Source organism: uncultured Alloprevotella sp. (assembly GCF_963536905.1).
GTDB lineage: Bacteria > Bacteroidota > Bacteroidia > Bacteroidales > Bacteroidaceae > Alloprevotella.
Genome location: NZ_CAUTBW010000013.1, coordinates 18,075 through 44,294 on the forward strand (window position 1 = coordinate 18,075; position 26,220 = coordinate 44,294).

Sequence of the window (26,220 nt, forward strand, 5' to 3'; positions counted from 1 at the left end):
TATGAAAAATTTAGTTATTTTTGGTGCTCCAGGCTCAGGCAAGGGGACTCAAAGTGATCTTTTGGTTAAGAGATATGGTTTTAAACACATCTCAACAGGTGATGTCTTGCGTGGAGAAATAAAAAAAGGCACAGAGCTGGGAAATACTGCTAAAAATTACATTGATAATGGTCAGTTAATTCCAGACTCGCTGATGATTGACATTCTCGCAAGTACATACGATAGTCTATGTCCCTGCGATGGTATTATCTTTGATGGTTTTCCTCGTACCATACCTCAAGCAGAAGCATTAAAGAAGATGTTAGCTGACAGAAATACTGAAGTTAGTGCTATGCTCGAGCTTGATGTTCCAGAAGAAGAACTTATCGCTCGACTTATCAATCGTGGCAAAACTTCTGGCCGCGCTGACGATAACGAAGAAACAATTCAAAAGCGTTTAAATGTCTATAAGAATCAAACAAGTCCTCTCATTGAATGGTACACTTCTGAAGGACTTTGTCATTCTATCAAGGGTATTGGTTCTCTCGAAGAAATCGAAGCAGCTCTTTGTAAAGTTATTAACGAACTCTAAAATCATTATACACAAACGAATTACACAATACCTCACCAATAGTGAGGATGTGTAGTTCGTTTTCTTTTTATTCAAATTTTATCTAACCTCTTTGGTCTCACTCGAAGAAAAAATATGGAATCCAACTTCGTTGACTACGTAAAAATTTATTGTCGTTCTGGAAAAGGAGGACGCGGCTCGATGCATTTACACCGTGCGAAGTATCAACCAAATGGTGGTCCCGACGGAGGAGATGGAGGACGCGGTGGAAACATATATTTAAGAGGAAATCACAACTACTGGACTCTTCTCCACCTGCGTTATGAGCGTCATGTTTTTGCTGGACATGGTGGTAATGGCGGAAAATCTCTCCTGCATGGTGCCGATGGGCAAGACTGCTATATAGACGTCCCTTGCGGCACAGTTGCCTACGATGCTGAAACAGGTAAATATATCTGCGATGTTACAGAAGATGGACAAGTCGTGATGCTGCTAAAAGGTGGGCGTGGCGGAAAAGGCAATTGGCATTTCCGAACTGCTACTAATCAGACACCACGTTATGCACAACCCGGAGAACCGATGCAAGAGATGATGGTTATCCTGGAATTGAAGTTGCTAGCAGATGTTGGCCTCGTTGGTTTTCCCAATGCAGGTAAATCCACACTTCTCTCTGCAGTTTCTTCTGCAAAGCCCAAAATTGCCAATTATCCTTTCACCACGATGGAACCGAGTCTAGGCATTGTCCCCTATCGTGACAACCAAAGCTTTGTTATGGCAGATATTCCTGGTATCATTGAAGGAGCTGCCGAGGGAAAAGGACTAGGACTTCGCTTTCTCCGTCATATTGAACGTAATTCTCTCTTACTGTTCATGGTTCCTGGAGACACAGATGATATCAAAAAAGAATACGAGGTACTCTTAGGTGAGCTAGGAAAGTTTAATCCTCAGATGCTCGATAAGCACAGAGTCTTAGCAATCACTAAATCCGACCTCTTAGACGAGGAGCTTATCGATTTGCTGAGTGTCGAATTACCCACAGATCTTCCAGTCGTATTCATTTCAGCAGTTGCGGACAAAGGAATCCAAGAATTAAAAGATTGCCTTTGGAAAGAACTCAATAGCGAGAGTAACAAATTACAAGCTGTTTCTGAAGGAGGGAGTCTCATCCATCGCGATCGTGAAGTACGTATTCTAGATCAAGACTTTGAGGAATGGGAACCAGACTTTGAGGATGAAACAGATGAAGACATTCTTGACTTAGAAGACATAGAAATTCTTGATGACTGAAACTGATATTTTTGAGTATTCGCTTGACAATAGAGTTCGAGCATTCTCTACAACAAGAAAAGGAGGAGTAAGTACAGGAAACTACTCCTCCTTTAATATATCTCACTACTGTAATGATAGGCTCGAGAACGTGCAAGAAAATCGCAAGCGACTCAGCCTACTCCTTGACATTCCTAGTGAGCGTATCATTGTACCACGACAAGTTCATCTAACAGCAGTACAAGCAATTACATCACATACAAAGAATACAGATCTAGAAGGCATAGATGCTGTTATTACCAATAAGAGGCATTTATGCATTGGTATATCAACAGCCGACTGTGTTCCTATCCTCCTCTACGATACAAAAAAACAGGCAATCGGTGCAGTTCATGCAGGATGGCGAGGAACTGTTGGAAAAATAGTGTGCAAAACCATTCAAAAAATGCAAGAGCATTATAACTCATGCCCTCTAGACCTCAAAGCTATTATAGGTCCAAGTATCAGTAAAGAAGCCTTCGAGGTCGGTGAAGAAGTATATGATGCTTTTGCTACTGCAGGTTTTACGATGTCGGAAATTGCAGAACGTCAAGAGAAATGGCACATTGATTTGTGGGCAGCAAATTTCAATCTTCTAGTCGAAACAGGCGTAGAAATGGAAAATATTTCTGTTGCAAACATTTGTACCTACAATGACTACGATACTTTCTTCTCAGCACGCCGTCTTGGTATAGACTCAGGTCGAATATACACAGGTATTCTATTAAAGTGATGAGTTTTTCATTACCTTTGCGAATTTAAAACAATAACTTACTTATGTACGGATTTATCAAAGTAGCTGCGGCTGTCCCTAGCGTACGAGTGGCTGACTGCAAATTCAATACGACACAAATTGAAGGTATGATGGCTCGAGCTGAGGGGCTCGGCGTTGAGATTATTGTATTCCCCGAACTCTCTATCACGGGCTATACATGTCAGGACCTTTTCCAGCAACAAATTCTTTTAGAAGAGGCCGAAACCTCTCTATTAAAAATTATGGAATTCAGTCACAACCTCAATATCACAACCATAGTGGGCCTGCCGCTGGCCTATGACGGTATGCTTCTCAACTGTGCAGCCATTATACAGGGAGGAAAAATTTATGGTATTGTACCAAAGACATACATCCCTAACTATAAAGAGTTCTATGAAGCTCGTTGGTTTAGTTCTGCTTCTCGCTTAGGGCGACAAGAACAAATCAATTTCTTTGGACAGCAAATTCCTTGTGGTGATCATCTCCTGTTCAATAATGGCCGATTCACCTTTGGCGTAGAAATCTGTGAAGACCTCTGGGCTACGATACCTCCCAGTTCTAAACTCTCCTTACATGGTGCAGAAATCATCTTTAATCTAAGTAGCAGCAATGAACTTGTAGGGAAAAATGCGTATTTAAAAGGACTTATCAGTAATCAGAGCGCACGCTGCATCAGCGGCTATGTCTATGCCGGTAGTGGTTATGGGGAAAGCACACAAGATATCGTCTTCAGTGGTCTTGGCTTTATTGCAGAAAATGGACATATATTAGAAGAAGGCAAACGCTTCTCTATGCAAGAACAGCTCATTGTCAGTGAAATCGATATTGATAGTCTTCGACAGGAACGCCGTGTTAATACCACGTTTGCCTCTGTAAAGGACTTAATGCAGCAATCTGACAAAGGTACCTACTTCCAAATCGAGATGAATCCTACAATTCTTGATAAAGAGCGCTTCACTCTGACACGCAATATTCCATCTCACCCGTTTATCCCTAGTGCGGACAAAATTGACGAATGCTGCGAGGAAATCCTCAGTATTCAAAGTGAAGGCTTAGCAAAACGTATCGACCATACTCACGCCGAAACGGTGGTTATAGGTATTAGTGGAGGCTTAGATTCCACATTAGCGTTACTCGTTTGCGTAAATGCTTTCGACAAATTGAAAAAGAATAGAAAAGGTATCGTTGGTATCACTATGCCTGGTTTTGGTACTACAGACCGGACTTACACTAATGCCATTAACTTGATGAAAGGGTTGGGTGTTACCATAAGAGAGATTAGTATAAAGGATGCCTGTAATGTACATTTCAAGGACTTAGGAATCGACCCAGCAAAGCACGATGTTACTTACGAGAACAGTCAAGCACGCGAACGTACACAAATCCTTATGGATGCTGCCAATCAAATGAATGGATTTGTAGTCGGCACCGGAGATCTAAGTGAACTGGCTTTAGGATGGGCAACTTACAATGGCGATCAAATGTCTATGTATGCCGTCAACTCTTCTATTCCTAAAACGCTAGTTTATCATCTTGTAAACTGTGTGGCACAACATGTTGAAGACGAACATATCAAAAGTACACTTCTCGATATTGTCAATACCCCCATTAGTCCAGAACTTATTCCAGCAACTGCTAACGGAGAGATTCTCCAAAAGACAGAAGACCTCGTTGGTCCATACGAATTGCACGACTTTTTCATTTATCATTTCTTACGCAATGGCTTCCGGCCAAGTAAAGTTTTCTATTTAGCACAAAAGGCGTTTAATAGCAGCAATAGAAACTCATCTACTTACGATGATGCAACCATTCTAAAATGGTTACAAACATTTTGCCGTCGTTTCTTCAGCCAGCAATTTAAACGCAGTTGTCTCCCCGATGGTCCAAAAGTAGGAAGTTGTTCTCTCAGCCCTCGAGGCGATTGGCGTATGCCTTCTGATGCTTGTGCAGCTCTTTGGTTGGAAGAATGCGAAAATTTAAAAGAACAAATCAATCCTATTACGCAATCAAACAATGAGAACAACTAAATCTGTGCTTCTTGCATTATTCCTGAGTGCTCTTTGGATCCATACCTGCCCCCTATTTGCACAAAAGAAGCCAATTTTCTTTGCGAGAACAGTTATTGAGTCCCCCACGCTCATCAAGGGCGATAGCATGTTGGTTTCTATAATTCTCTACTCAGATGCCGACTTACAACAGATACGCTGTAACACACAAACACTCAAGCTAAAAAATGCCACTGTTCGCCGACTCAACTTTAATCGTGATGAGACGCTTGGATTTCGTAACTATAAAGGACAAACATTCAATAGTTTAGTTTGGGCAGAATATGTCATTTCTGCCAATGAGATTACAACAATAGTACTCCCTGCTTTCAAATTTGAAGGAATAGCAAGAACCTATATCCCGTCTCAACAAGCATCTCCTTTCTTAGGATGGTGGACTCCTAAAGAAATCAAAGACGTTCATATAAAAACAGTTACAGAAAAAGTAAAAATTCCCGTTATTCATAAACCACAAAAGACAACAAAAGAATTACTCCAATCAAAAGAGTTCACGCTCTAATTCTCTGACATACAATTTCTATAGACTTATAAGAAAGTAGGCTATCAACGTTTAATTATCGCCGATAGCCTACTTTTCTCTAAATATATAGACAATTTCTTCATAGGGGAAAAAAATCACTGGGACTTCTAAAAAATACAGAAAGCATACAAATATCCTTATTGCATTTTCAAACGCAATAAGAGTATCAACTGGCATCCTTATTGTATTTTCAAATGCAATAAGAATATTTACGTTGGGTAAGTAGTAATATCATAAATAAAGTAACTACAACGAGTAAAAATAGAGCAAGAATGGAAAAGAATTATCAAAATCAACACTAAACGCATCAATCCAGCAACTTAAAAATTAAATTTGTTAAAAGAAAAGGCCGTTTGATGATTTTTCAAAAATCTTTTAATATAACAGTAACAAATACGTTTATTTTTGCAAGAACAAAAACAAAAAAGAATATTACACATAACTAAATCAACATATAATAAACAAATTAATTATGAAAAAAGGATTTATGTTAGCCGCAGTGGCCTTTTCATTAGGATGGCCCGCAACGATGGTTGCTAAATCTACCATCAATGGTTCTGCACAATCAGCAGTAACTGGCACTACTGCTATTTCTGAGACAAATGCTGTACCTGCCACTTATCAAAACCTCCCAGACTTAACTTATGCCGCAGAAAAAGCAATCAATTCCGTGGTTTATATAAAAGTGACAGTGGAGGGCTCATCACGGACTATACAATATTCTAATCCTTTTGAGGATTTCTTCGGAGACTTCTTTGGACGTGGTAACGGTGGAGATTCTCAACAAAGAACCTATAAAGAACCTGATCGCAAAGGGGCAGGCTCAGGCGTTATCCTAACAAGCGATGGGTATATCGTAACAAATAACCACGTTGTGGAAGGTGCAACAGAGATGATTGTAAAACTCAATGATAATCGGGAGTTTAAAGCACGCATCATTGGTACAGACAAGAATTCTGACTTAGCATTAATCAAAATCGAAGCAAAAGACCTACAGCCTATCACCATTGGCAATTCGGACAACCTTCGTTTAGGAGAATGGGTTCTTGCTATTGGTAATCCCTTTAGTTTAACTTCAACTGTAACAGCTGGTATTGTCAGTGCCAAAGCTCGTACGACAGGAGGAAATGCTGTAGAATCAAGCATTCAGACAGATGCTGCTATCAACCCAGGAAACTCTGGCGGTGCTTTGGTCAACGCACGCGGAGAACTTGTGGGAATCAACAATATGATTTATTCGCAAACAGGTTCCTACTCTGGTTATGGTTTCGCCATTCCCGTAAGCATTATGAACAAGGTAGTGGCTGATCTTCGAAAGTTTGGAACAGTGCAACGCGCTTTGATGGGAATTAGTGGCCAAGACGTTATCAACTATATCGATGCACAAAAAGAAAAAGGAAAAGAAGTTGAACTGGGTACAACCGAGGGAGTTTACGTTGGCGAAGTATCTTCCGATGGCGCTGCACATGCTGCAGGAATCAAAGAGGGAGATGTTATTACAGCTGTGGACGGCAAGAAAGTAACCAAGTTTGGAGAACTAAACGAAATCCTAGCGAATCATCGTCCTGGTGATAAAATCAGTGTAACATATCTTAGAAACAAGAAAGCCACAACAACATCTCTCACACTTCGCAACCAGCAAGGCACTACCACAGCTGTTGAAAATATCGATGATGAGCAGCTAGGTATAGCGCTGAGAAAACTCACTGCTAGCGAGAAAGAAGAGTTGGCACTCAGCCATGGACTTATGGTAACAGCTGTACGCGATGGTAAAATGAAAGAAGCAGGAATCACTAAAGGTGTCATTTTAATGCGCGTCAATGATAAGGATTTGAACTCTACTGATGACTTCTATGATGCTGTGAAGCGTGCAAATATGTCAACGGATCGCGTCCTATGGATTCGCGCAAAAACTCAGACAGGATATAACAAGAGTTTCACCGTTGAATTGAGCAACCCAAAGAAGAAATAAAAGAATATTTCAATAAAATAGATATAGCGGATTTCCGAAGATTTCATCTTCCAGGAATCCGCTTTTGTTTTTGTTTCCTAAAAAAGAATTATCGCACATTTTTCACTAACTTCGCAACGAATTTATCATTCAATCTTCATTATGCAAGAATTGGCTTTAAAGTATGGTTGCAACCCCAACCAAAAACCTGCCCGTATTTTTATTAAAAACGGAGAACTCCCTGTTACAGTACTTAATGGTCGACCTGGCTACATCAACTTTCTTGATGCACTCAATGGCTGGCAACTTGTAAAAGAACTCAAAGAAGCTACAGGTTTTCCTGCTGCAGCGAGTTTCAAACACGTTTCGCCTGCAGGAGCCGCCATCGGATTACCACTAGATGAAACACTTCGTAAAATCTACTGGGTAGATGATGTGGATTTCGAATTAACTTCAATAGCTTCTGCCTATGCGAGAGCCCGAGGTGCTGACCGTATGTCATCCTATGGTGATTTTATTGCCCTGAGCGATACCTGCGATAAAGCTACTGCTCTACTTATCAAGCGAGAAGTGAGTGACGGTGTCATTGCACCAAGTTATACAGAAGAGGCTTTAGAGGTTCTACGCGAAAAAAGAAAGGGTACATACAACGTTATTCAAATCGACACAAACTACAAACCTGAGCCTATTGAGCAGAAACAGGTCTTTGGAATCACTTTCGAGCAAGGACGCAACGAAGTTGATTTGACAAGTGATAACCTCTTTGATAATATTCCAACAAACAATAAGGATTTATCGGAAGAAGCAAAGCGTGACTTAAAGATTGCACTAATCATCCTAAAATACACACAGAGTAATTCGGTCTGCTATGTAAAGGATGGACAAGCAATCGGCATTGGTGCAGGTCAACAGAGCCGAATTCACTGTACAAGACTAGCAGGAAATAAGGCTGATATTTGGTGGCTTCGCCAGCATCCTAAAGTGATGAACCTACCTTGGGTGGAAAAGATAAGGAGAGCAGACCGTGACAATACTATTGATATATACATCAGTGAAGAATGGGAAGATGTTCTTAAAGATGGAGAATGGCAAAAGTTCTTCACAGAAAAGCCAGAGATGTTGACGCGAGAAGAAAAGAAAGAATGGATTGCAAAGAACACTGGAGTATGTCTAGGCAGTGATGCATTCTTCCCCTTTGGAGACAACATTGAGCGCGCTCACAAAAGTGGTGTTGCTTACGTTGCTCAAGCAGGTGGCAGCGTAAGAGACGATCATGTCATTGCTACTTGCGATAAATATGGCATTGTTATGGCCTTTACTGGTATCCGTCTTTTCCATCATTAAACAAGGATGAAATAAAATGAATAGACACGTAGGAGAAGAAGAAGTTCAACAAGCCATCACTACTGGAATAGTCTTTAAAGGTTCGAAGCTTTCAAAAAAGAGCGGAGAAGCCAAAGTGAAAACTAAAGCTAAGAAGAAAACCTATATAACAGGCTTACACGGAAGTGGTGCAGCAAAAAAGAAAGCAGATATCCGCAGACGCAGAGCTAATAGGCATAAAGCATAAAAGCAAGCCCCTCACTGAGATTCATAAATCTTTTTGAGGGGTTTTTATAATAAATAATTCCAAATTAATTGAACTCGAAAGGCAGCAAAATCAATATAGCACAAAAGCTAAGGTAGAATAGGAAGAGAAAAACCTAAGAATTTCCTTCTATATCTAAAGATAGTGTATCATAGATGAGAAAAATTAACTGTATTGTAACAACATATTGCTACAGGGCTTACACAAAGATTTCTATAATTTCTTTTTGCTTAAAAGTCATTAGATCATAGATTTTGACTTGCCTAGAATTTGGGACACTAGCAGTGATTGTGGTTAAAAGGGAATACACTATCCGTTTGCGTATGGGAAATACGGGTGATTTATAGTATAGACAGAAAAAATAAAAAAGGGACACCTTATAAAGATGCCCCTATTAGAACTTTAGATGTTGCAATTACTTGATCTTCACTGTAGCACGGCGGTTGTAGCTGAATGGATTAAGCGTATTTACGCCACCTGCAGCAACAGTTTCAATATTGCTACGACTCACACCCATCTTAACAAGTTCATCAGCAACAGTATTAGCACGGTTCTGAGAGAGCTTCTGGTTGAGAGTTGCAGAACCTGTCTTACTATCTGCATAACCCGTTACTACAATTGTAGAATTATTTTGCTTAGCGTAGTCAGCAAGTTCCTTAACATTTACGAGATCCTTGCGACTAGCAATCTTGCTACTACCAAGGTTGAAGAATACTGACTGAGCCGTTGTTACTGTCTGAACTTCTGTTTTCGTAATGGTTTCACCACCCTTAGGCTGGTTAGCAAGCATATCGCGAAGACGTGCATTCTCATCCTGTTGCTCTTTGAGAGAAGCATTCAGAGCATCCATCTGCTCCTTGTTCATTGCCATCAAAGCATCAACATCGGGTACCTTATCCCAGTTGCTCTTACCCAGGTTATAAGTAAGACCGACAGCAACACCGAGGTTCTTATCCCAGTGACGAGCGCGACTCTTCTTATAGTTAGCCCAGTTGTCTACAACACCATACTTCGTTGCCTTGTCAACAGTTCCTTCCCATGCATTTGCATAAACATCAACGAAAGCAGAAAGGTGATTAGAGAGACGGAAGTTGTTCAACAAACCAGCTTGATAAGAAATATCATAATTATGATCTGTCATGCTATGAACCACACCAATACCTGCATAAGGTATAAAGTTCCAAACACGTTTCTCATTATAACCACAGAAGATGTTAGAGAGGTTAAACATTACATCCTCGTGGATATTCCAATAATTGTACGTTTTGTGGTTGTTCTCAGAAATTACACGATCAGCCCAAACACCTTCAAACTTCGTACGGAGACCGAGGCCAGGAGTAAACCATTTACCAACAGCGACATTGAAACCAAACTCACCACGAGCCTTCTGGAAGGGATCAAACTTTAAACCTTTAACTTCTTCTGAAGAATAGCTAGCCTGATACTGACCACCTACACTAATGAACCAGTTTGCCCAAAAAGAATTGGTAGCAACGCTGTACTTTTTGGTAGGAACTACATTGTAGTCCTGAGCCATGCTTGACGTAGCAAGACCTACGAAAGCAAGTGCAATCATTAACTTTCTCATACTTATTTTTATTTTAGTGAAACATTAATATCTGAAACTTTATGTGTTATGATACACCTATTATTTAGGTGCAAAGTTAGATAAAGTTTTATAGATGTATCTAACATATTTGTACTTTTTTCATAAAACGCCATTTTTTCATCTATAAAACAAGCATTTGTAAGGTATTTATATCAATAAAATACTAAACAAATGACTAATTTACAAGATATCGTTATAAGAAGAGAGCATCGACCTGTTCATTTTGCAATATTGAAAGTGTAGGTAGTCCATCTGGTGTATAATTGGGCATGGAACAGGAAAACAACTGTGAAAGGAGATTCTCCATTTGATTCTTATCGAGTAATTCTCCAACGGGCATCGCACTTTTCCGAGCTAAGCCTAATGCCAAACGATGAGCAATATTCTCTCCAATTGAGCTAGAATCAGTAGAACTAACCTCTAACAATTCGTGTACTAAAAACTCTGGATCAACACCTGCTGAATCTGCTGGGATACATTTAATTGTATATACTTCATCTGTATTTGAAAACTCAAAACCAAGCGCTTTTAAATTTTCGACAACTGTATTAAATTGGATTTTCTCAATAGGTGTAAGATGAAGAGTAGGAGGAAATAAAATACCTTGTGGAGTTCCCTTATGGCCTTTTAACTGCTGACGAAATTTATCATACAGAATTCGAAAATGTGCACGATTCTGATCAACAAACATAAGACCGGACTTCACACTGACAACTATGTAACGCCCACGAAACTGCAGATAGTCCGTTCCAGAGAACTCAGTAACAGACAAAACTTCATTTATTACGGCCTGAGGTTGTTCTATTTTTTGGTCCCACAAAGAGGGCTGTTTTTGAACAGAACTATTCAATCCAAAAGCACGATTATATTCTTCTTCCCATGAAGTTTTACGAGCTACAGACTCTTTGAATGGATTAAAGGTATGGTCTATATGAACACGCGGTTGCTGTACAGGTATTGTTTCATCAAAGACTGGTAATTGTGGGCGATTAGCGGTATCAAAGTCAATGGTTGGAACTGCATTAAACTTGCTTAAAGCATCGCGTACTGCTGCCAATACAATTTGCCAAAGTTCTTGCTCATCTTGGAATTTTATCTCTGTCTTTGTCGGATGAATATTGACGTCTATCCGATGAGGATCTACTTCGAAATTTAGAAAATAAGGAACTTGCTCATTCTCAGGAATCAAACGCTCAAATGCACTTTGTACTGCTTTTGAAAAATATGGATGGCGCATATATCGAGCATTAACAAAGAAATACTGACGAGCCCCTTTCTTACGCGAACTTTCAGGACACCCCACAAAACCTGTTATTTTTGCCAGTTCTGTATCAGCATTAACAGGGATCAATTGTTGATCCATCTTACGCCCAAAAATACCAGAAATTCTCTGACGAAAATTACCACTGACAAGGTCGTGCATCAAAGTTCCATTAGAATAAAGTCTAAATGAAACTGCAGGGTGAGCCAAAGCTATACGCTCAAACTCTTGAACAACATTGCTCAGTTCTGTTTGGTTAGATTTTAAGAACTTCCTGCGTGCCGGCACATTAAAAAATAAATTACGCACTAGAAAGTTTGCACCGATAGGACAAGCAATTGGTTGCTCGTCTTTAAATTTCCCTCCCTCTACTTGTAGACATATTCCTATTTCTCTTTCTTTCTGACGAGTACGCAATTCCACCTGAGCTACAGCAACAATAGAGGCTAAAGCTTCTCCGCGAAATCCCATTGTACAGAGATTAAATAGATCTGATGCCTCCCGAATCTTAGATGTCGCATGACGCTCAAAAGCCAAGCGAGCATCAGTTTCGCTCATTCCTTTACCGTTATCAATAACTTGAATACTTGTTTTTCCAGCCTCTACCACATAAACTTGTATCAAAGTAGCACCTGCATCAATAGAATTTTCCACCAATTCCTTAATAACAGAGGAAGGACGTTGAATCACTTCTCCTGCGGCTATTTGGTTGGCAACAGTATCTGGCAATAGATGAATAATATCACTCATTATCTTCTTATTTGTAGTATACACTATTCTTTAGAAAAGTCCTTTTCTTTAGAGAAGTGTTGTAAAGGAGGCTCCCGACGTGGCATTATTTTTAATTCAGTACCTTTCTTTTTCCCTCGCCAAGTAAACAAATCATTTTTATTTAGAGGGCGGATATAATCAAACCAAGCAAAATTTGACAGCTTCGTTTTGTCTGACGGAGCAAGTGCAGCGGGATATACAGTTCCTGTTGTTGCAGGGCCCCAAATGCGCTTCAGTTTCTTATTAGCCAAAGTCATACGCAACTTGGAGGTTTCGGCATAGACTACATTATCTAAGATACTATCCTTATCAAGAGGATAATATACGATGCAAACATTTCCTTGGACTTCGTTATGATCCATTTGCCCATTTATAAAATAACTCCGCATTTGTTGCCCCGCTATTTGATTATAGACAATGGCCGAGTCCGTTTGCAACTGTTCGACAAGTAATGCTTGGCGATCAACATGTATACTGTCTATCGTTGAATCGTTCGTGAAGACATTAATCTCTTCACCCAACACTTGTCGGTTGTCATTCCACACTATCGGATCACGATAAAGTGTAAGTAACTTCTTTTGAGAATTAAAGACAAGAGAATCACAAACAGCTTGCACATCATTACGGAAAGAGCGAACATGAAAATATCCGTGAAGAACACGATAAATATTTTTTGTGTCTTTTGTTTTCGGCTTATTTGTCTCTACATCATAGGAATAAAGGCGAAGAGTATCTGCATGAACAAAGAGCGTATCTTTGCCTTGAGAATATTCTTTTGCTAAAGCATGTCCCGTAGCCATTGCTATCCCAAAAACTTCATGATACTCACCATAGTCTCCCATCAACTGACCTCTATTCTTTTTATCCTCGTAGAAGACATGTCCAAAAACTTTCATTTTATCATTCTTCCCATAAACAAGAGAATCTCCAAGTAAGCGACTCTCATAGTCAGTTATCCGCCCATTATGAGTGATCGCATTATGATATAATTCTGCACGCTTAGACCTATTAGACAGACGATATATTTCTTTTTCTGAATTGTAATACCCTCGCTCTGTATATACCACGTCTTTATCATGATATATATTGGATGGTCCTTGAACTTCAGCCCATTTTGTACGGACATTATAGTGCAAGGTATCTGTAGTTAAGGTAAACTTAGGATTCTTCAATTTTACATTAAAATTAAACGAAGCTTTTTGTTCACCTAAATAATACTCTCCCCAATCTGAAGTCAAATCGTTTTGCCCATCGACAAGTCGCCCTCCATTAAAGAAATAGCCCACATCATAAAGCCGATCAAAATTCAAACTATCAGTCATCAGAATTTGCTTACGATGACGTAAAGTAACGTTGCGACGCATTTGTGCCAACATCGCCTCGCCGTCATAATAAAGGTGTTCACCAACCAAGGACATTGTATCGCCTTGCAATATACGCACATGTCCAAAAGCTTCAAAAGAATTGGCAGCTTGAAAATACACAGCACTATCTGCATACATATTCATATTCCCCTGTCGGAAATGAACTTTTCCACTCAATCGTTGTGCATTAGGTTGTTCAAACTCATTATATCGTAGGTTATCAGCATGAACTAAAAAGATACGTTCATTTATGCTTTTCTTAGGACGTGCAGCAAAAGCGTCAAGCCACAAAAGTCCTAGTATTGAAACTAGGACTAATACACATATTTGTTTTTTTCCTTCCCTCTTCATAGTGACTCGTGTCACTTCATCCACTTATACTTAAAGTCACAATTACGCCAACCTGGCATAATACGCACATAAGTCTTCTGTGCTTTATCTTCTATCCACTCGTCTATCTTATCTTGACACTTCTTGCCATAAACAACTGAACGAAGGAGTTGGAAGTCTTCAGTAACATTAGCTCGATGAGCATCAATACGCTCTTTCAACTTTACAATCGCACAAACTTTCTGTCCCTTATCATTTGTATAAGTGAAAGCTTTAGATATTTCTCCTACTTTTAGTGTATCAACAACTTTAGCAATATCCGCATTCAAATCTTTCAATTGAACACGAGCTGAGGATGAATTGTTCTCACGTGAGTAAAAATTCATTAAACCATTGTTGTTGCGCGTATCTTTATCATCGGAAAGAGTTCTAGCAGCAGCTTCAAAGGTAAATGTGTGTTTACGAATATCTCCTGCAATAGAATCAAGACGTGCGCAACTAGTAACAAACTGACTATCAGGTATCTCTGGTTTTAGGAGGATATGTCTACAATTAACTCTATCTCCTCTCTTATCAATCAATTGAATGATATGATAACCAAATTCTGACTTTACAATTTTAGACACTTTCTTTGGATCGTTTAAACTAAATGCTACATTAGCAAATTCAGGAACTAGCTCCCCACGAGCTTTGTAACCAAGTTCCCCACCATTTCTTGCACTCCCCTCATCTTGACTATAGAAGCGAGCAAGCGTTGCGAATTCAGTTTCGCCAGTATTAACACGCTGTGCATAACCACGTAATGTATTCTCAATTCGTTCTACTTCATCACGACTAACACGTGGTTGAGATGTTATAATTTGCACTTCAACTTGTTCAGGAACAAAAGGCAAGCTATCCTGCGGAAGCTTTTGAAAATAATTTCGTACTTCTGAGGGAGTTACCTTTACACCACTTACTAATTTACGTTGTACTTGATTCACTCGATCTCTATCTCGTGCTAAGCGTTTTTGTTCTTCACGCATCTGCTGATAGCTTTTATGGAAAACGGCCTCAATAGCTTCGCGTGAACCATAAGCTTGCATTGCTCTATCCATTGTTTCATCAGCATCGGCAATAACCGTGGCCTCATCAGCATACAAGCTATCTATATCTGCTTGATGAAGAAACAATTTTTGAACAGCCAATTGTTCTGGAATTGTACAATAAGGATTGGTAATTGTCTGACGACTTTCTTCCATTCCTAATCTCATTTCTTCTACATCTGAAAGGAAAATAGGTTCATCACCAACAACCCAAACCACTTGGTCCACTACATTATTATTGTTCTGCGCCCATGTTGTCATAGCTGCGATGCACATAAGCATCAGTAATATCTTTTTCATAAAGGTAAGCTTAGTGTTTATTTACTGTTTTAACAACATCTTGGTTAACATTAAAAGAATATTCGTTGCGTAAACGCTTAACCCATTCTTCTGTTCTTTTATCCTGCACATCGTTAATCACTGCTGACTTAACATCTAAATAAGATTTTGGCTGTTTAAGGACCTGACCTTCCACACCCGAATATGGATAATTGCTATTTGACTTCACGGTTTCTCCGCCAAAGACCTCTGCATCCACATAACGATTTTCTCCTTTTTTTACAAGATAAGGACCAGAAACAGTTACTGTTACACTATCTTTATTAAAAGTCTCTCTTATAGCTTTCTTCCAGTCTCCATCAGCAGTTTTCTTTAGTATAGTTTGAGCTGCCTTCATTTTTTTTTCATCCTTGGCATGAATAACAAAACCCTTGAAACGCGGTTCTGTCCATGCATACTGCTTTTTATTTTTCTTAAATTGCTGTTCTAAAGCAGAAGTATCTTGCGCTACTTTATCCCAAACCTCTCTCTTACTCACTTCATAGAGTAACAAGCCATCATGATATTCTTGCACCAAATAACGAAGATTCAAGTCAGAACTATTCGCAACAAAAACACTATCTAAAACAAGTTCTCGCGTCAATCGACCTTTGGAGGCAGCTACAATTTTTTTTATTTTCGCTTCGGCAGAAACTTCGTCGATTCCTTGTTGTTTAAGTGCTGCAAAGATTTGTGGGCGAAGAACAGCATACGGTTCAAGCGGCTTACGTTCATCCATGCGAATGATATGAAAACCAACTGCTGTTTCAACAGGCTTAGAAAACTCTCCAACCTTAAGCGCATAAGCAGCATCTTCAAATTCCTTCAAAGTACTACCTGGGCCTATCCACGGAAGTTTTCCGCCTTGTAGCGCCGAACCTGGATCTTGCGATTTTTCTTTAGCTAAAGTAGCAAAGTCAGCTCCATGTTGTAGAGCAGAATAAATTGAATCAATTCTCTGTCTATATATTTCCTTCTCTGCCTCCGTTGCAGAGGCTGGTACAAGAATCAATATATGCGATGGCTTCAACAAGTCATGTCCGTTCAATTGTTTTTCCGAATCTTTATAAATAGAAGTAGCAACACTGTCTATAAAGGTCGAATCCACCAAATAGGGGGTCAGCTGCATATCTCGATATGTCATAAATTCCTTTTTGAAGGAACTGAGTGTATCTAAACGTGCAGCCTCAGCCGCAGCAACCTTTAATTTATAATTTATAAACATCGGGACATAGTCCTCTATAGCCCTTATATCTACTGCTTTTTCTGGGTTCCCATTCTTATTAAAACTATACTCAAATTCTGAGCGCGTCACTTGTTTTCCGTTCACAGTCATAATGACAGGGTCAACAACTTGAGCCCCAACAGTCAAAGTAAGCGAAAAAGTCAGCAGGGTTGCTATTTTATGCATTTTCAGTCAATTTTGAATTTGGTGCAAATTTAGTCCTTATGTATCAATTACACAATTCGTTTTAGATATTTTATATTCCACCTCATTATGCTTCTCAATGAGCTATATTGAAGATATTGAAGGGTTATAGAATAAAACATAGTAACATCTTGACATTAAGAAATATAATATCATTAAAAACAGACAGTATTTTCTAAAGGCAACCAAAGGCCTCCTACTATGATTATAATAAGATGCTCCGCAGAATATAGCGACTTTTATCAATTTAATACAGCATGAAGATTATTATTTGTGCCATAACTTCCAATACTGTCCTTATTTACAAGAGTTAACGATGAAGGAATATCATCGACACCAAATGTTATCTTCGCAAATCAGAGATAAGGAAACATTCGCCTAACTTGAAGGAAAAAGAAAATGCATTTTTATATAATCAATCGTGATTATTTTGAAAAATAAAAAGAAATGAGTACTTTTGCGCGCAATTAAAATCGCCCTATATTTATGAAATCAGATTTTATTGCAGACAGAATTGTCATGGACGGTCTTACCTTTGACGACGTCCTTCTCCTTCCCGCTTATTCAGAAGTCCTTCCGCGCACTGTGAGTTTGGCTACCCGTTTCTCACGGAACATTGAGTTGCAGATACCTTTCGTATCGGCAGCAATGGATACCGTTACTGAAGCTAACATGGCCATAGCCATGGCTCGAGAAGGAGGAATTGGTGTCATTCATAAGAATATGAGTATTGAAGATCAAGCCCGACAAGTTGCCATCGTAAAGAGAGCAGAAAACGGCATGATATACGACCCTGTGACAATCCACCGCGGTAGCACAGTCGGCGGTGCCTTACAACTTATGTCTGAATACCATATCGGTGGCATCCCTGTAGTAGATGATGAAATGCATTTGGTGGGCATCGTTACCAATCGTGACTTGCGTTTCGAGAACGACTTGCAAAAGAAGGTTGAGGACGTTATGACAAAAGAAAATCTTGTCACAACGACGCAACAAACGGACTTAGCTGGTGCTGCTCGTATTCTCCAAGAAAACAAGATAGAGAAGTTGCCCGTTGTTGATAAGGACAATCATCTGGTGGGCTTGATCACCTATAAAGATATTACGAAAGCCAAGGATAAACCGATGGCTGCCAAAGACGAGAAGGGACGCCTACGTGTTGCTGCAGGTGTTGGTGTAACACAAGATACGCTGCAACGCATGGAGAGTCTGATTCAAGCAGGAGCAGATGCCATTGTAATCGACACTGCTCATGGACATTCCAAAGCTGTTATTGAAAAACTGAAAGAGGCTAAGGCTTCATTCAAAAATGTAGATATTGTAGTAGGAAATGTTGCTACTGGCGAAGCTGCCCATATGCTGGCACAAGCTGGAGCAGATGCAATCAAAGTTGGCATTGGTCCTGGAAGTATTTGCACTACACGTATTGTTGCTGGCGTTGGTGTACCACAGTTGAGTGCCGTCTATGATGTTGCTTGTGCACTTAAAGGAACAGACGTTCCTCTCATTGCAGATGGCGGCCTACGCTATAGTGGCGACATTGTTAAGGCTCTGGCTGCAGGGGGACACTGCGTTATGATCGGTTCGCTTGTAGCTGGTACAGAAGAAAGTCCAGGCGATACTATCATCTTCAACGGACGCAAGTTCAAAGCCTATAGAGGTATGGGCTCTTTGGAAGCCATGGAGAATGGTTCTAAGGATCGCTATTTCCAATCGGGCGTAGTAGAGGCGAAAAAGTTAGTACCTGAAGGTATTGCTGGTCGAGTTCCCTACAAAGGCACGGTACAGGAAGTCATCTATCAGCTTTGCGGCGGTTTACGCAGCGGTATGGGCTACTGTGGTGCGGGCACTATCGAAGCTCTTCACAATGCTAAATTCACACGCATCACTAATGCGGGCGTTCTTGAAAGTCATCCGCACGACATTACGATTACGAGCGAAGCACCCAACTATAGTCGCTACGAATAATTTGTAGCTTCTTTTCACTGAACACCGCTAAGATTTTGTGGACACTTACAGACCTAAGCCTCCACAAGGCCTTAGCGGTGTTTTTCTTTTCTTGTATCTACCCCACTCCCCTTCTCATTATGCACATCATAGAAGTTTTCACCAAAGGCAAGCACAGCGAGGCTGCAAACGAAGATGGATGGATTGTAACCAACGACTTCGCGGCGGTCATTGATGGTAGTACATCTAAAGTTGAATTCCGCATTGGCAATAAATCCAAAGGACAATTTGCCACGGAAACTATACGAGAAGCCATATCTCACTTGCCGTCCAATATTTCTATGTCCGAAGCGCTCTTGTATCTTACAGAAGCTCTTGCCTCAGCAGTTCCTGACTTACTCCACAAGGAGGCAGCTTATCGACTTACGTGCTCGGCAGTAATCTTTAGTAAGCAGCGAAAAGAATTGTGGTTCATTGGAGATTGTCAAAGTCGCTTCTGCGGAATAACGCATACACACCCGAAGCTCATTGATACTCTCTTGACACAAATCAGATGCGACATTGTGAAATATGCCTTAAAGAAAGGATACTCCACTAATGAGCTGCTCAAAAACGATATTGGTCGTAACTTTATCTTCAACGAACTTCGCGAACAATGTCATTTTCAAAATGACACGAATCCTGCCAATATTTTTCGCTATCCCGTCCTCGACGGCACACCTATCCCACCCGAGCTCGTCTCCGTAGTTTCTGTGAGCGATGCTAAGCAGCTCATCTTGGCAAGCGATGGTTATCCGCGTCTTTTCGATACATTGCAAGAATCAGAAGACTATTTAGAGCGCGTTCTATCGCAAGATCCTCTTTGCATACATGAGAATCCCGCCACAAAATGCCTCATCGAAGGGAATTCCTCTTTTGATGACCGCACTTTTTTGCGACTTTCCATCAACGATTCAACTCTATAAACAATGAAGATAGCACTTATCCAACTCAACAGCATTTGGCAGGATATTGAAGCCAACATCCAACAAGCTGAAAATTTTATCTTGCAAACAGAAAAAGCCGACTTGTATATCCTTCCCGAGATGTGGGCCACAGGTTTCTGTACTGAAGGAGCAAAAGATACTTCCTTAGCTCTTCACTGGATGGAACGTATCGCGAAAAAATCCCATTGTGCTATTGCAGGCTCGCTTCCCATTTGTAGGGAGAATGGAAAATTTGTCAATCGCTTCTATTTTGTCACACCCGCCAGCTCTTCCTTCTACGACAAACACCATCTTTTCCGCTTTGGAGGTGAGGACAAAAATTTTGACAGTGGGCATGAACGTAAGATTGTCCACTTCGGAGGCTTCCGTTTCCTACTACAAATCTGTTACGACTTACGCTTCCCTGTATTCTCCCGCAATACAAATACCGACTATGATGCAATTATTTATGTAGCCTGCTGGCCTGCAAGCCGACGACCAGCGTTAGATGCTCTATTGACGGCACGTGCCATAGAGAACCAAAGCTATGTTATCTGTGTAAATAGGACAGGAGATGAAAAGGCCTTACACTACGACGGAGGAAGCTGTGTTATCAGTCCAGAAGGTAAACGCGTTCTCGATTTAGGTTGCTCTCCTACCATTCAAACAACTGATATTTCCATTGAAGAACTAAACTCTTTCCGACAAAAGTTTCCATTTCTTCAAGATGCAGATAGTTTTCAACTTCTCTAAAAGTTTGCGCAAAATTTTCTAAAGCCAATAAAACTGTTTGCTTTGGAAAGTTCCTCTCTTTCTAAAGGAAAGCAATCATTGCATTTTGCTTTTCTATGATTCATTCCTATTTTCGCACTCCATAACTATAAAATAATGACAGCTGAAATAATTTTCAAAACATTCCCCAACCTCACAGAGAAACAACGAAGGCAGATAGAAGCACTTGATGCCCTCTATCGCGATTGGAACGCAAAGATAAATGTGATTTCACGCAAGGACATTGACAATCTTTTCGTTCACCACGTACTTCATTCCTTTGGTATTGCAAAAGTAATTGAGTTTACTTCTGGTTCCTCCATCTTAGATGTGGGCACGGGCGGAGGTTTTCCTGGCATTCCCTTGGCCATCTTATTCCCCGAATGCCAATTTGTACTAGAGGACAGTATAGGGAAGAAGATACGAGTGGCTACGGCCGTTGCCGAAGCTATCGGACTGAAAAATGTAGAAGCCGTGCATCGCAATGTCATTGAAGAGAAGCGTAAATTCGACTTCGTGGTGAGTCGCGCTGTTATGAATACGGCTGATTTAGCTAAATTGGTAGAAAAGAATGTCTCCAAAACACAACGTAATCCCCTCAAGAATGGCCTCATCTGCCTAAAAGGCGGTGATCTTACTGAGGAACTCAAACCTTTTGGCAATAAAGTTAAGATTTGGAACTTATCCGATTTCTTTGCAGATGAGTTCTTCGAGACAAAAAAAGTTACCTATCTACCATTTTAGAATAAAAGAGAGTCAATATGCTCAAGGTTCAAAAATTTGTGGTCAATATGATCGAAGAGAACTGCTATGTTCTTTCCGATGAAAGTAAAGACGCGGTTGTTATCGACTGTGGCATCCTCTATCCCGAGGAAGCCGATGCTTTCCGCAGCTATATCAATGACAACGAACTAAAAGTTACGCACCTCATCAATACTCATTGTCATTTCGACCATATTTTCGGCGATGGTTTCATCTATAAAACCTACAATATACTACCGGAAATGTCACGCAACGAAGTACAACTCTACAAGCAGCTTCCCAAACAGTTGGAAATGTTCCTACACCGCGAATTACCTATCATACAACCACCCGTAGGAAGAATCTTCGATGCTGGAGAAACCATCACTTTTGGTACACATAAGTTGGACATAATCGCCACACCTGGACACACACCTGGAGGCGTATGTTTCTACTGCGAGAAAGAACGTATCCTTTTCTCTGGAGATAGTCTCTTCTATCACGAAATTGGCCGCACAGACTTCCCTGGGGGTAACTACGGCAGCCTTATCAGTAGCCTAAAAAACAATATCCTTACGCTTCCAGAAGATGTCACCGTATGTCCAGGACACGGCGACACAACAACCGTTGGAGAAGAAAAACGACAGAATCCGTATCTCCAATAAAAACAAAAAAACAAACACTCTCCCCCAATTCGGTTTGAGACTCACAATAGAAAATTTCATTAAATCGAATTGGGGCTAATAGTAATATTTGCTTGTTATCTACTTGCATCATAGTGCATTTTATACTATGAGAAAAAACTTCGTTTTCATCATTACAAAAGCTCCTTAAAATCTATCTATTCAAAAGGTAAAATCTCTACACACCAACGACTATATTTACCGCCCTTTTATTTGACAATCCATTTTCTTGAGATAGATGTGAAAGAATCTATTTTTTTCAAAAAAAGCACGAAAGGAAATAGAAAAGGAAGAAATATTGAAGACCTTACTCCAAAATTTAGGGTAAAAGACAGGGATGAATGATAATTTTACACAAAAATGGCAATCAAAACGTACTGAAAAGTCGCTTTTTTCCTTATTCTGTCTAAAAATACAATAAGGCAATCAGCTGATATCCTTATTGCGTTTGATTTTTTCCTTATTGTAATTCAAATTTTCTATAGGACAAAATAAAATTTGTAGTATAGAAAATAAAATTTGTAGTATAGAAAATAAAATTTGTAGTATAGAAAATAAAATTTCTCGGCGAGAAATTGCATTTTTCTACCGAAAGCATGAATTTAGTCCTAATTTAATGTTGCGTCGAGATTACGTTATTTTCAACCGCAGGCAACAACGCTGGATTTTAAGCGATTCTCGAGGCTATAGAATGCGAGATTTTTTTACAAAATAAGTATCACAGTTATTCATAGAATAGTTCAAATGAAGTTTTCAACTTATCAGAGATACTGCAGAAGGTCTTTCAAATCTGTCACAACGGCATTGGGGATTGACTCATCTTCTTCTTTGTCTGTCCAACCTTTGCCTTTCAGCCAAATTGTTTGACAGCCCACACTCGATGCGGGGAGAATATCCTTACTGAAACTATCTCCTACGACACATACTTCAGATGCCTTGCAGCAGCAGGCATCTACTCCCAACTGATAGATACGTGGATCTGGCTTTCTCACTCCGACCACAGCACTTTCAATTATCGCAGAAAAATACTCCAGCTGATAGGAGCGCAGAATGGTTTCTATATTCCCATAGAAATTTGAAACCAACACAAGTCTATACTTCTTTTGCAACTCTTCCAATACACTTCGAGTCTGTAGTAATTGCTGTAAAACATAGTCGTTACAGAAGGTGGCAATACGTTGAGAGAGCTGTAAGCGTTCAGACTTGGTTGTTATGAAATACTCTTTAAAATCCAGCCAAAGCAGTTCTTGACGCACTTTTTTGCAGAGCAAGGCGTAGAAATCATCATCAGAGTTTATAATAGGTGCTTTTGCCAAGGCACGTTCTCCAAATACATAGGCCTCACGAAACTGTGCCTCTGTAACTGGAACCTTCACTGCCTGAAATCCATCCCAAAGTACATGAGCCCAATGCCGTGCATTCGTATCGAGCGTGCCGCCATAATCGAAAATAACAGACTTAATCACTTCATTATCTTTTTAGTTCCTACTTTCACTAACGATACGCCCACAATGATCCAAAAAAGTTCACGGATACGTGTATAGAAACTCGCAAAGAGTCCAATGGAGAGAGTACCGAAACCTAAAAGTTTCACAATAAAGGCTAGCGACCCTTCACGCGCACCCAACTGCATCGGGAAAAAGAATAAAACATTGCCTATGAGAGAAGAAAAAGCCAAGACCAACAGAGCATCACCGAACGATACAGGAAATCCAAGACTCAGAAGAATGAAGTAGTATTCATAGGAGTTAATAACACGTCCAACATATTCCATCACCAGTGCCGAATAAAAAGCATGTGGCTGACTATGCAAATAGGCTATGTTTTGATCTACTTGCTTCATGCTTTCGATATTCTTTTCATAAAATTTCTTAGCATATTTCTTCACAAAAGGAATATGCAACAGAATACCGTAAAGCTTTACTATCATTCCATTTTTATAGCCATAGTAGAAGAAATATATAACGATACAGAACACCAATGTGAAGATAGCGAACAGTGCTGCAAAGAGGGGGTTCATCTTGTCGAAATAGAGAATAATAAACATTATAACTCCTGTCATCCACAAGAAGAAATGAGACAGAATATGCATCATTGAATACAGCACAGTACAACTCATTGCACGCGGAGTTCCAATGTAGCTACTCAATTCCATCACACGATAAGGTGCACCTCCAAAGCCAAAAGGAGTAGTATAACTAAAAGCAAAGCCACTCACCGTAAGTTTGTAGGCATGGAGGTAGGACAAATGTTTATCATGGTTTCCACTATTGACAATCTCATAAAAAGCCCCTGCATTAAAGGCATAAACAAAAACCCAAATACCTACAACGGCAGGAAGATAGAGCCCTACTCTGGCTATCCGCTGATGAAGGTCGGTGAAATCAACACCGAAACCATACATCATAATGATAACACTGACGATGCCAAAGAGCAAAAATAAATTTCTATATAATGGACGCATAATTTATGGGTTTGAATAAATTCCAAGTTGGGAAAGAATCTGTTTACAAAGCTGCTCATGCTTCTGACGCATATAGAAACATATCAGATTCATTATTGTAAGTTCAAACACAAAATAAAGCCAAGGCTGCCCCAAGAGCAAAACGAGATAGAGAAAGATGGCACGCGTGTTGAACGTAAGAATATTTGTCCATTTCATCAAAGGCAAGCTCCCTTTGCGAAAGTCATCGCACAGTGCTTGCGGTAAGGCCTCATTGCCAAACTTTTCTTTCAAAGCTTTGCTCAAGCTTTGGAAGTTCGGCGTTAACTTCTCTTGAGAGCGGGTATAGTTGCGATAGAAGAAAAGAAAAAGTTTCCACAAGAAATCCCTCTTCCATGAAAGCCCTTGAAACTCATTGGTCAGCTTATCTGCATTATCAAGTTCGCTCCCGCTTACTCCCTTCAAGAAAAAGAGGTGAATATTGCGATAATAGTCTGCAAGCTGACATTGTTTAGCATGACAAATCAAACCCGAAACAGCAGCAAGCAACCAAATCCAAATACCCCATATTGGAGCTAGGCGAAGACAGATAAAGAAGTAAATAGAAAAAAACCACGCATCCCCAGCAAAACCGTCCAAGACACGGCCCAAACGCGTTTTCTTCCCAGTCATACGCGCCAACTGCCCATCGCAACTGTCGTAGAGATTAGCCCATACAAGCAAAAAGATACCCAAGAGCGTGATGTGTATATCTTCAAAATAAAAACAAACACCTGCTGCGACACCAAGAATTATACTTAAAATGGTAACAACATTAGGATGTATCCCAAAATAGTTGAAAAACTTTGCCCACATAAAGCCTAAGGGGCGCGTAAAATGTATATCCAGCCACTCTTCTGTATCCATTGACTTGAGAGTGGAATTAAGTTGTTTATCTGCCATAACTACTTATTATTCGCTCAACAATCGCTCGAGCAGCAAGTTCTCGACATAAAGAGAAACTGGGCCAGTCATTAAAATCTATAATCTTAAAAGAACCATCGGCACTTATCACACAATCGCCGCCATAAATAACAAAACCTGTAAGTCGCGCAGCTCTATCTGCTTCTTGCTTGAGAGCTGACGCATCAAAAGGGAACAATCTTGGCTGACCATTGATTTCCTCCAAACCAAACTTACTAAATTGTTGCTCCAAAGTAGGATAGTATGAAAAGAAAAAGTCGGTTCCTTCAACACCATAAAACTTTACAAGATCTCCCTCAAGGTGCTCTACAGCCAGGAGGTCCATTACATTGCGTTCTTCATATTGCCGAAGAGCTTCTTTAGACTCTTTTTCTGATGCCACAAAGCACACATCCGTTGCATCTTGCGCACAAGCATCTCCGCGCTTTATCCAAAAAGGATAAGATAAAGAAGACAAGCCAGCGCGAGTAATACTATAACATCTTGGGATTGGGATACACTCGTTATCAAAAAGTTCTGATATTTTTGTTCGAGTATTTTCCAAGAGACTCGTAGGAGAATTTAAAATGGGAGTATCACGGGTCTCTGCAACTTTGAGAAGTTGCAAAGCCTTCTTACTACGCGACATTGTAAAGACACCATCCAACTGAGTAGGAACCTGCGTTAGCTTGTCTTCCGAAACCGTATAAACAGTATGCCCCGCATCTTTTAGGCCATCCACTACAGCAAAAAAAATGGCGGCATCGCGTTCCTCTGAGTGAGGAGAGAAGATCGCAGATCTGCTTACTCCTAAAAAAATCATATAC

22 protein-coding genes are annotated in these 26,220 nt (G+C 40.1%); 13 read left to right on the plus strand and 9 right to left on the minus strand.

Features of this window, described 5'->3' with window-relative positions:
• The first annotated feature begins 1 nt into the window (after position 1).
• The 8 genes from ABLA33_RS03590 to ABLA33_RS03625 all read left to right on the plus strand — a co-directional run bounded on the left by ABLA33_RS03590 (position 2) and on the right by ABLA33_RS03625 (position 8,716).
• Entirely contained in the window at positions 2 to 571 is a 570-nt protein-coding gene (locus tag ABLA33_RS03590) for an adenylate kinase (RefSeq protein ID WP_311490949.1), read from the plus strand.
• Between the two features lie 114 nt (positions 572 to 685).
• Positions 686 to 1,837, plus strand: a complete 1,152-nt coding sequence (gene obgE, locus ABLA33_RS03595; RefSeq protein ID WP_347719271.1) for a GTPase ObgE — start codon at positions 686 to 688, stop codon at positions 1,835 to 1,837.
• Entirely contained in the window at positions 1,830 to 2,588 is a 759-nt protein-coding gene (gene pgeF, locus ABLA33_RS03600) for a peptidoglycan editing factor PgeF (protein ID WP_347719272.1), read from the plus strand. Before obgE ends, pgeF begins: the two co-directional genes overlap by 8 nt.
• 44 nt (positions 2,589 to 2,632) lie before the next feature.
• Positions 2,633 to 4,636 (plus strand): NAD(+) synthase, encoded by a 2,004-nt coding sequence (locus ABLA33_RS03605; protein WP_347719273.1) that lies wholly within the window; start codon positions 2,633 to 2,635, stop codon positions 4,634 to 4,636.
• A gap of 127 nt (positions 4,637 to 4,763) precedes the next feature.
• Positions 4,764 to 5,174 (plus strand): hypothetical protein, encoded by a 411-nt coding sequence (locus ABLA33_RS03610; protein WP_347719274.1) that lies wholly within the window; start codon positions 4,764 to 4,766, stop codon positions 5,172 to 5,174.
• 493 nt (positions 5,175 to 5,667) lie between these two features.
• Positions 5,668 to 7,167 (plus strand): Do family serine endopeptidase, encoded by a 1,500-nt coding sequence (locus ABLA33_RS03615; protein WP_347719275.1) that lies wholly within the window; start codon positions 5,668 to 5,670, stop codon positions 7,165 to 7,167.
• Positions 7,168 to 7,308: 141 nt separating this feature from the next.
• Positions 7,309 to 8,490 (plus strand): phosphoribosylaminoimidazolecarboxamide formyltransferase, encoded by a 1,182-nt coding sequence (locus tag ABLA33_RS03620; RefSeq protein WP_347719276.1) that lies wholly within the window; start codon positions 7,309 to 7,311, stop codon positions 8,488 to 8,490.
• A 16-nt stretch (positions 8,491 to 8,506) separates the two neighbouring features.
• Positions 8,507 to 8,716: a hypothetical protein gene (locus ABLA33_RS03625; protein WP_311490942.1), complete on the plus strand. Its 210-nt coding sequence runs from the start codon at positions 8,507 to 8,509 to the stop codon at positions 8,714 to 8,716.
• Between the two features lie 433 nt (positions 8,717 to 9,149).
• Here ABLA33_RS03625 and ABLA33_RS03630 read toward each other — a convergent pair whose 3' ends face one another.
• The 5 genes from ABLA33_RS03630 to ABLA33_RS03650 form a co-directional block, all read right to left on the minus strand.
• Positions 9,150 to 10,322: an OmpA family protein gene (locus ABLA33_RS03630; protein WP_311490967.1), complete on the minus strand. Its 1,173-nt coding sequence runs from the start codon at positions 10,320 to 10,322 to the stop codon at positions 9,150 to 9,152.
• A 214-nt stretch (positions 10,323 to 10,536) separates the two neighbouring features.
• On the minus strand, positions 10,537 to 12,354 hold the full coding sequence (mutL, locus tag ABLA33_RS03635) for a DNA mismatch repair endonuclease MutL (RefSeq protein ID WP_347719277.1): 1,818 nt from the start codon (positions 12,352 to 12,354) through the stop codon (positions 10,537 to 10,539).
• 23 nt (positions 12,355 to 12,377) lie between these two features.
• Positions 12,378 to 14,090, minus strand: coding sequence for an OstA-like protein (locus tag ABLA33_RS03640; RefSeq protein ID WP_347719278.1), 1,713 nt, complete (start codon positions 14,088 to 14,090; stop codon positions 12,378 to 12,380).
• An 11-nt stretch (positions 14,091 to 14,101) separates the two neighbouring features.
• Positions 14,102 to 15,454 (minus strand): peptidylprolyl isomerase, encoded by a 1,353-nt coding sequence (locus ABLA33_RS03645; protein WP_311490970.1) that lies wholly within the window; start codon positions 15,452 to 15,454, stop codon positions 14,102 to 14,104.
• Positions 15,455 to 15,464: 10 nt separating this feature from the next.
• Positions 15,465 to 16,883, minus strand: coding sequence for a peptidylprolyl isomerase (locus tag ABLA33_RS03650; protein WP_347719279.1), 1,419 nt, complete (start codon positions 16,881 to 16,883; stop codon positions 15,465 to 15,467).
• 504 nt (positions 16,884 to 17,387) lie between these two features.
• Here ABLA33_RS03650 and guaB point away from each other — a divergent pair.
• From guaB to ABLA33_RS03675, 5 genes are all read left to right on the plus strand, one after another.
• Positions 17,388 to 18,869 carry an IMP dehydrogenase gene (gene guaB / locus ABLA33_RS03655; RefSeq protein WP_311490972.1) on the plus strand — a complete coding sequence of 494 codons (1,482 nt, stop codon included), beginning with the start codon at positions 17,388 to 17,390 and terminating at the stop codon, positions 18,867 to 18,869.
• Positions 18,870 to 18,988: 119 nt separating this feature from the next.
• The gene (locus tag ABLA33_RS03660; protein ID WP_347719280.1) at positions 18,989 to 19,813 is read left to right on the plus strand and encodes a hypothetical protein; all 825 of its coding nucleotides are present in this window, start codon (positions 18,989 to 18,991) and stop codon (positions 19,811 to 19,813) included.
• Between the two features lie 3 nt (positions 19,814 to 19,816).
• Entirely contained in the window at positions 19,817 to 20,566 is a 750-nt protein-coding gene (locus ABLA33_RS03665) for a nitrilase-related carbon-nitrogen hydrolase (RefSeq protein ID WP_347719281.1), read from the plus strand.
• 135 nt (positions 20,567 to 20,701) lie between these two features.
• Entirely contained in the window at positions 20,702 to 21,328 is a 627-nt protein-coding gene (gene rsmG / locus ABLA33_RS03670) for a 16S rRNA (guanine(527)-N(7))-methyltransferase RsmG (RefSeq protein ID WP_347719282.1), read from the plus strand.
• A 17-nt stretch (positions 21,329 to 21,345) separates the two neighbouring features.
• The gene (locus ABLA33_RS03675; RefSeq protein WP_347719283.1) at positions 21,346 to 21,990 is read left to right on the plus strand and encodes an MBL fold metallo-hydrolase; all 645 of its coding nucleotides are present in this window, start codon (positions 21,346 to 21,348) and stop codon (positions 21,988 to 21,990) included.
• Positions 21,991 to 22,769: 779 nt separating this feature from the next.
• Here ABLA33_RS03675 and ABLA33_RS03680 read toward each other — a convergent pair.
• Genes ABLA33_RS03680 through ABLA33_RS03695 form a run of 4 tightly spaced genes read right to left on the minus strand, consistent with a single transcriptional unit; the run spans position 22,770 to position 26,216 of the window.
• Positions 22,770 to 23,474, minus strand: a complete 705-nt coding sequence (locus tag ABLA33_RS03680; protein WP_311490977.1) for an HAD family hydrolase — start codon at positions 23,472 to 23,474, stop codon at positions 22,770 to 22,772.
• Positions 23,471 to 24,472, minus strand: a complete 1,002-nt coding sequence (locus ABLA33_RS03685) for a lysylphosphatidylglycerol synthase transmembrane domain-containing protein (RefSeq protein WP_347719284.1) — start codon at positions 24,470 to 24,472, stop codon at positions 23,471 to 23,473. The genes ABLA33_RS03680 and ABLA33_RS03685 overlap by 4 nt, the downstream gene beginning before the upstream one ends.
• A 3-nt stretch (positions 24,473 to 24,475) precedes the next feature.
• Entirely contained in the window at positions 24,476 to 25,393 is a 918-nt protein-coding gene (locus ABLA33_RS03690; protein ID WP_347719285.1) for a CDP-alcohol phosphatidyltransferase family protein, read from the minus strand.
• Positions 25,383 to 26,216, minus strand: a complete 834-nt coding sequence (locus tag ABLA33_RS03695) for a hypothetical protein (RefSeq protein WP_347719286.1) — start codon at positions 26,214 to 26,216, stop codon at positions 25,383 to 25,385. Before ABLA33_RS03695 ends, ABLA33_RS03690 begins: the two co-directional genes overlap by 11 nt.
• Positions 26,217 to 26,220 lie beyond the last annotated feature (4 nt).

What these genes read in the sequence shown, in the direction of transcription:
- ABLA33_RS03590 (WP_311490949.1), top strand. Translation starts at nt 2, where the DNA reads ATGAAAAATTTAGTTATTTTTGGTGCTCCAGGCTCAGGCAAGGGGACT.
- obgE (WP_347719271.1), top strand. Translation starts at nt 686, where the DNA reads ATGGAATCCAACTTCGTTGACTACGTAAAAATTTATTGTCGTTCTGGA.
- pgeF (WP_347719272.1), top strand. Translation starts at nt 1,830, where the DNA reads ATGACTGAAACTGATATTTTTGAGTATTCGCTTGACAATAGAGTTCGA.
- ABLA33_RS03605 (WP_347719273.1), top strand. Translation starts at nt 2,633, where the DNA reads ATGTACGGATTTATCAAAGTAGCTGCGGCTGTCCCTAGCGTACGAGTG.
- ABLA33_RS03610 (WP_347719274.1), top strand. Translation starts at nt 4,764, where the DNA reads ATGTTGGTTTCTATAATTCTCTACTCAGATGCCGACTTACAACAGATA.
- ABLA33_RS03615 (WP_347719275.1), top strand. Translation starts at nt 5,668, where the DNA reads ATGAAAAAAGGATTTATGTTAGCCGCAGTGGCCTTTTCATTAGGATGG.
- ABLA33_RS03620 (WP_347719276.1), top strand. Translation starts at nt 7,309, where the DNA reads ATGCAAGAATTGGCTTTAAAGTATGGTTGCAACCCCAACCAAAAACCT.
- ABLA33_RS03625 (WP_311490942.1), top strand. Translation starts at nt 8,507, where the DNA reads ATGAATAGACACGTAGGAGAAGAAGAAGTTCAACAAGCCATCACTACT.
- ABLA33_RS03630 (WP_311490967.1), bottom strand. Translation starts at nt 10,322, where the DNA reads ATGAGAAAGTTAATGATTGCACTTGCTTTCGTAGGTCTTGCTACGTCA.
- mutL (WP_347719277.1), bottom strand. Translation starts at nt 12,354, where the DNA reads ATGAGTGATATTATTCATCTATTGCCAGATACTGTTGCCAACCAAATA.
- ABLA33_RS03640 (WP_347719278.1), bottom strand. Translation starts at nt 14,090, where the DNA reads ATGAAGAGGGAAGGAAAAAAACAAATATGTGTATTAGTCCTAGTTTCA.
- ABLA33_RS03645 (WP_311490970.1), bottom strand. Translation starts at nt 15,454, where the DNA reads ATGAAAAAGATATTACTGATGCTTATGTGCATCGCAGCTATGACAACA.
- ABLA33_RS03650 (WP_347719279.1), bottom strand. Translation starts at nt 16,883, where the DNA reads ATGCATAAAATAGCAACCCTGCTGACTTTTTCGCTTACTTTGACTGTT.
- guaB (WP_311490972.1), top strand. Translation starts at nt 17,388, where the DNA reads ATGAAATCAGATTTTATTGCAGACAGAATTGTCATGGACGGTCTTACC.
- ABLA33_RS03660 (WP_347719280.1), top strand. Translation starts at nt 18,989, where the DNA reads ATGCACATCATAGAAGTTTTCACCAAAGGCAAGCACAGCGAGGCTGCA.
- ABLA33_RS03665 (WP_347719281.1), top strand. Translation starts at nt 19,817, where the DNA reads ATGAAGATAGCACTTATCCAACTCAACAGCATTTGGCAGGATATTGAA.
- rsmG (WP_347719282.1), top strand. Translation starts at nt 20,702, where the DNA reads ATGACAGCTGAAATAATTTTCAAAACATTCCCCAACCTCACAGAGAAA.
- ABLA33_RS03675 (WP_347719283.1), top strand. Translation starts at nt 21,346, where the DNA reads ATGCTCAAGGTTCAAAAATTTGTGGTCAATATGATCGAAGAGAACTGC.
- ABLA33_RS03685 (WP_347719284.1), bottom strand. Translation starts at nt 24,472, where the DNA reads ATGCGTCCATTATATAGAAATTTATTTTTGCTCTTTGGCATCGTCAGT.
- ABLA33_RS03690 (WP_347719285.1), bottom strand. Translation starts at nt 25,393, where the DNA reads ATGGCAGATAAACAACTTAATTCCACTCTCAAGTCAATGGATACAGAA.
- ABLA33_RS03695 (WP_347719286.1), bottom strand. Translation starts at nt 26,216, where the DNA reads ATGATTTTTTTAGGAGTAAGCAGATCTGCGATCTTCTCTCCTCACTCA.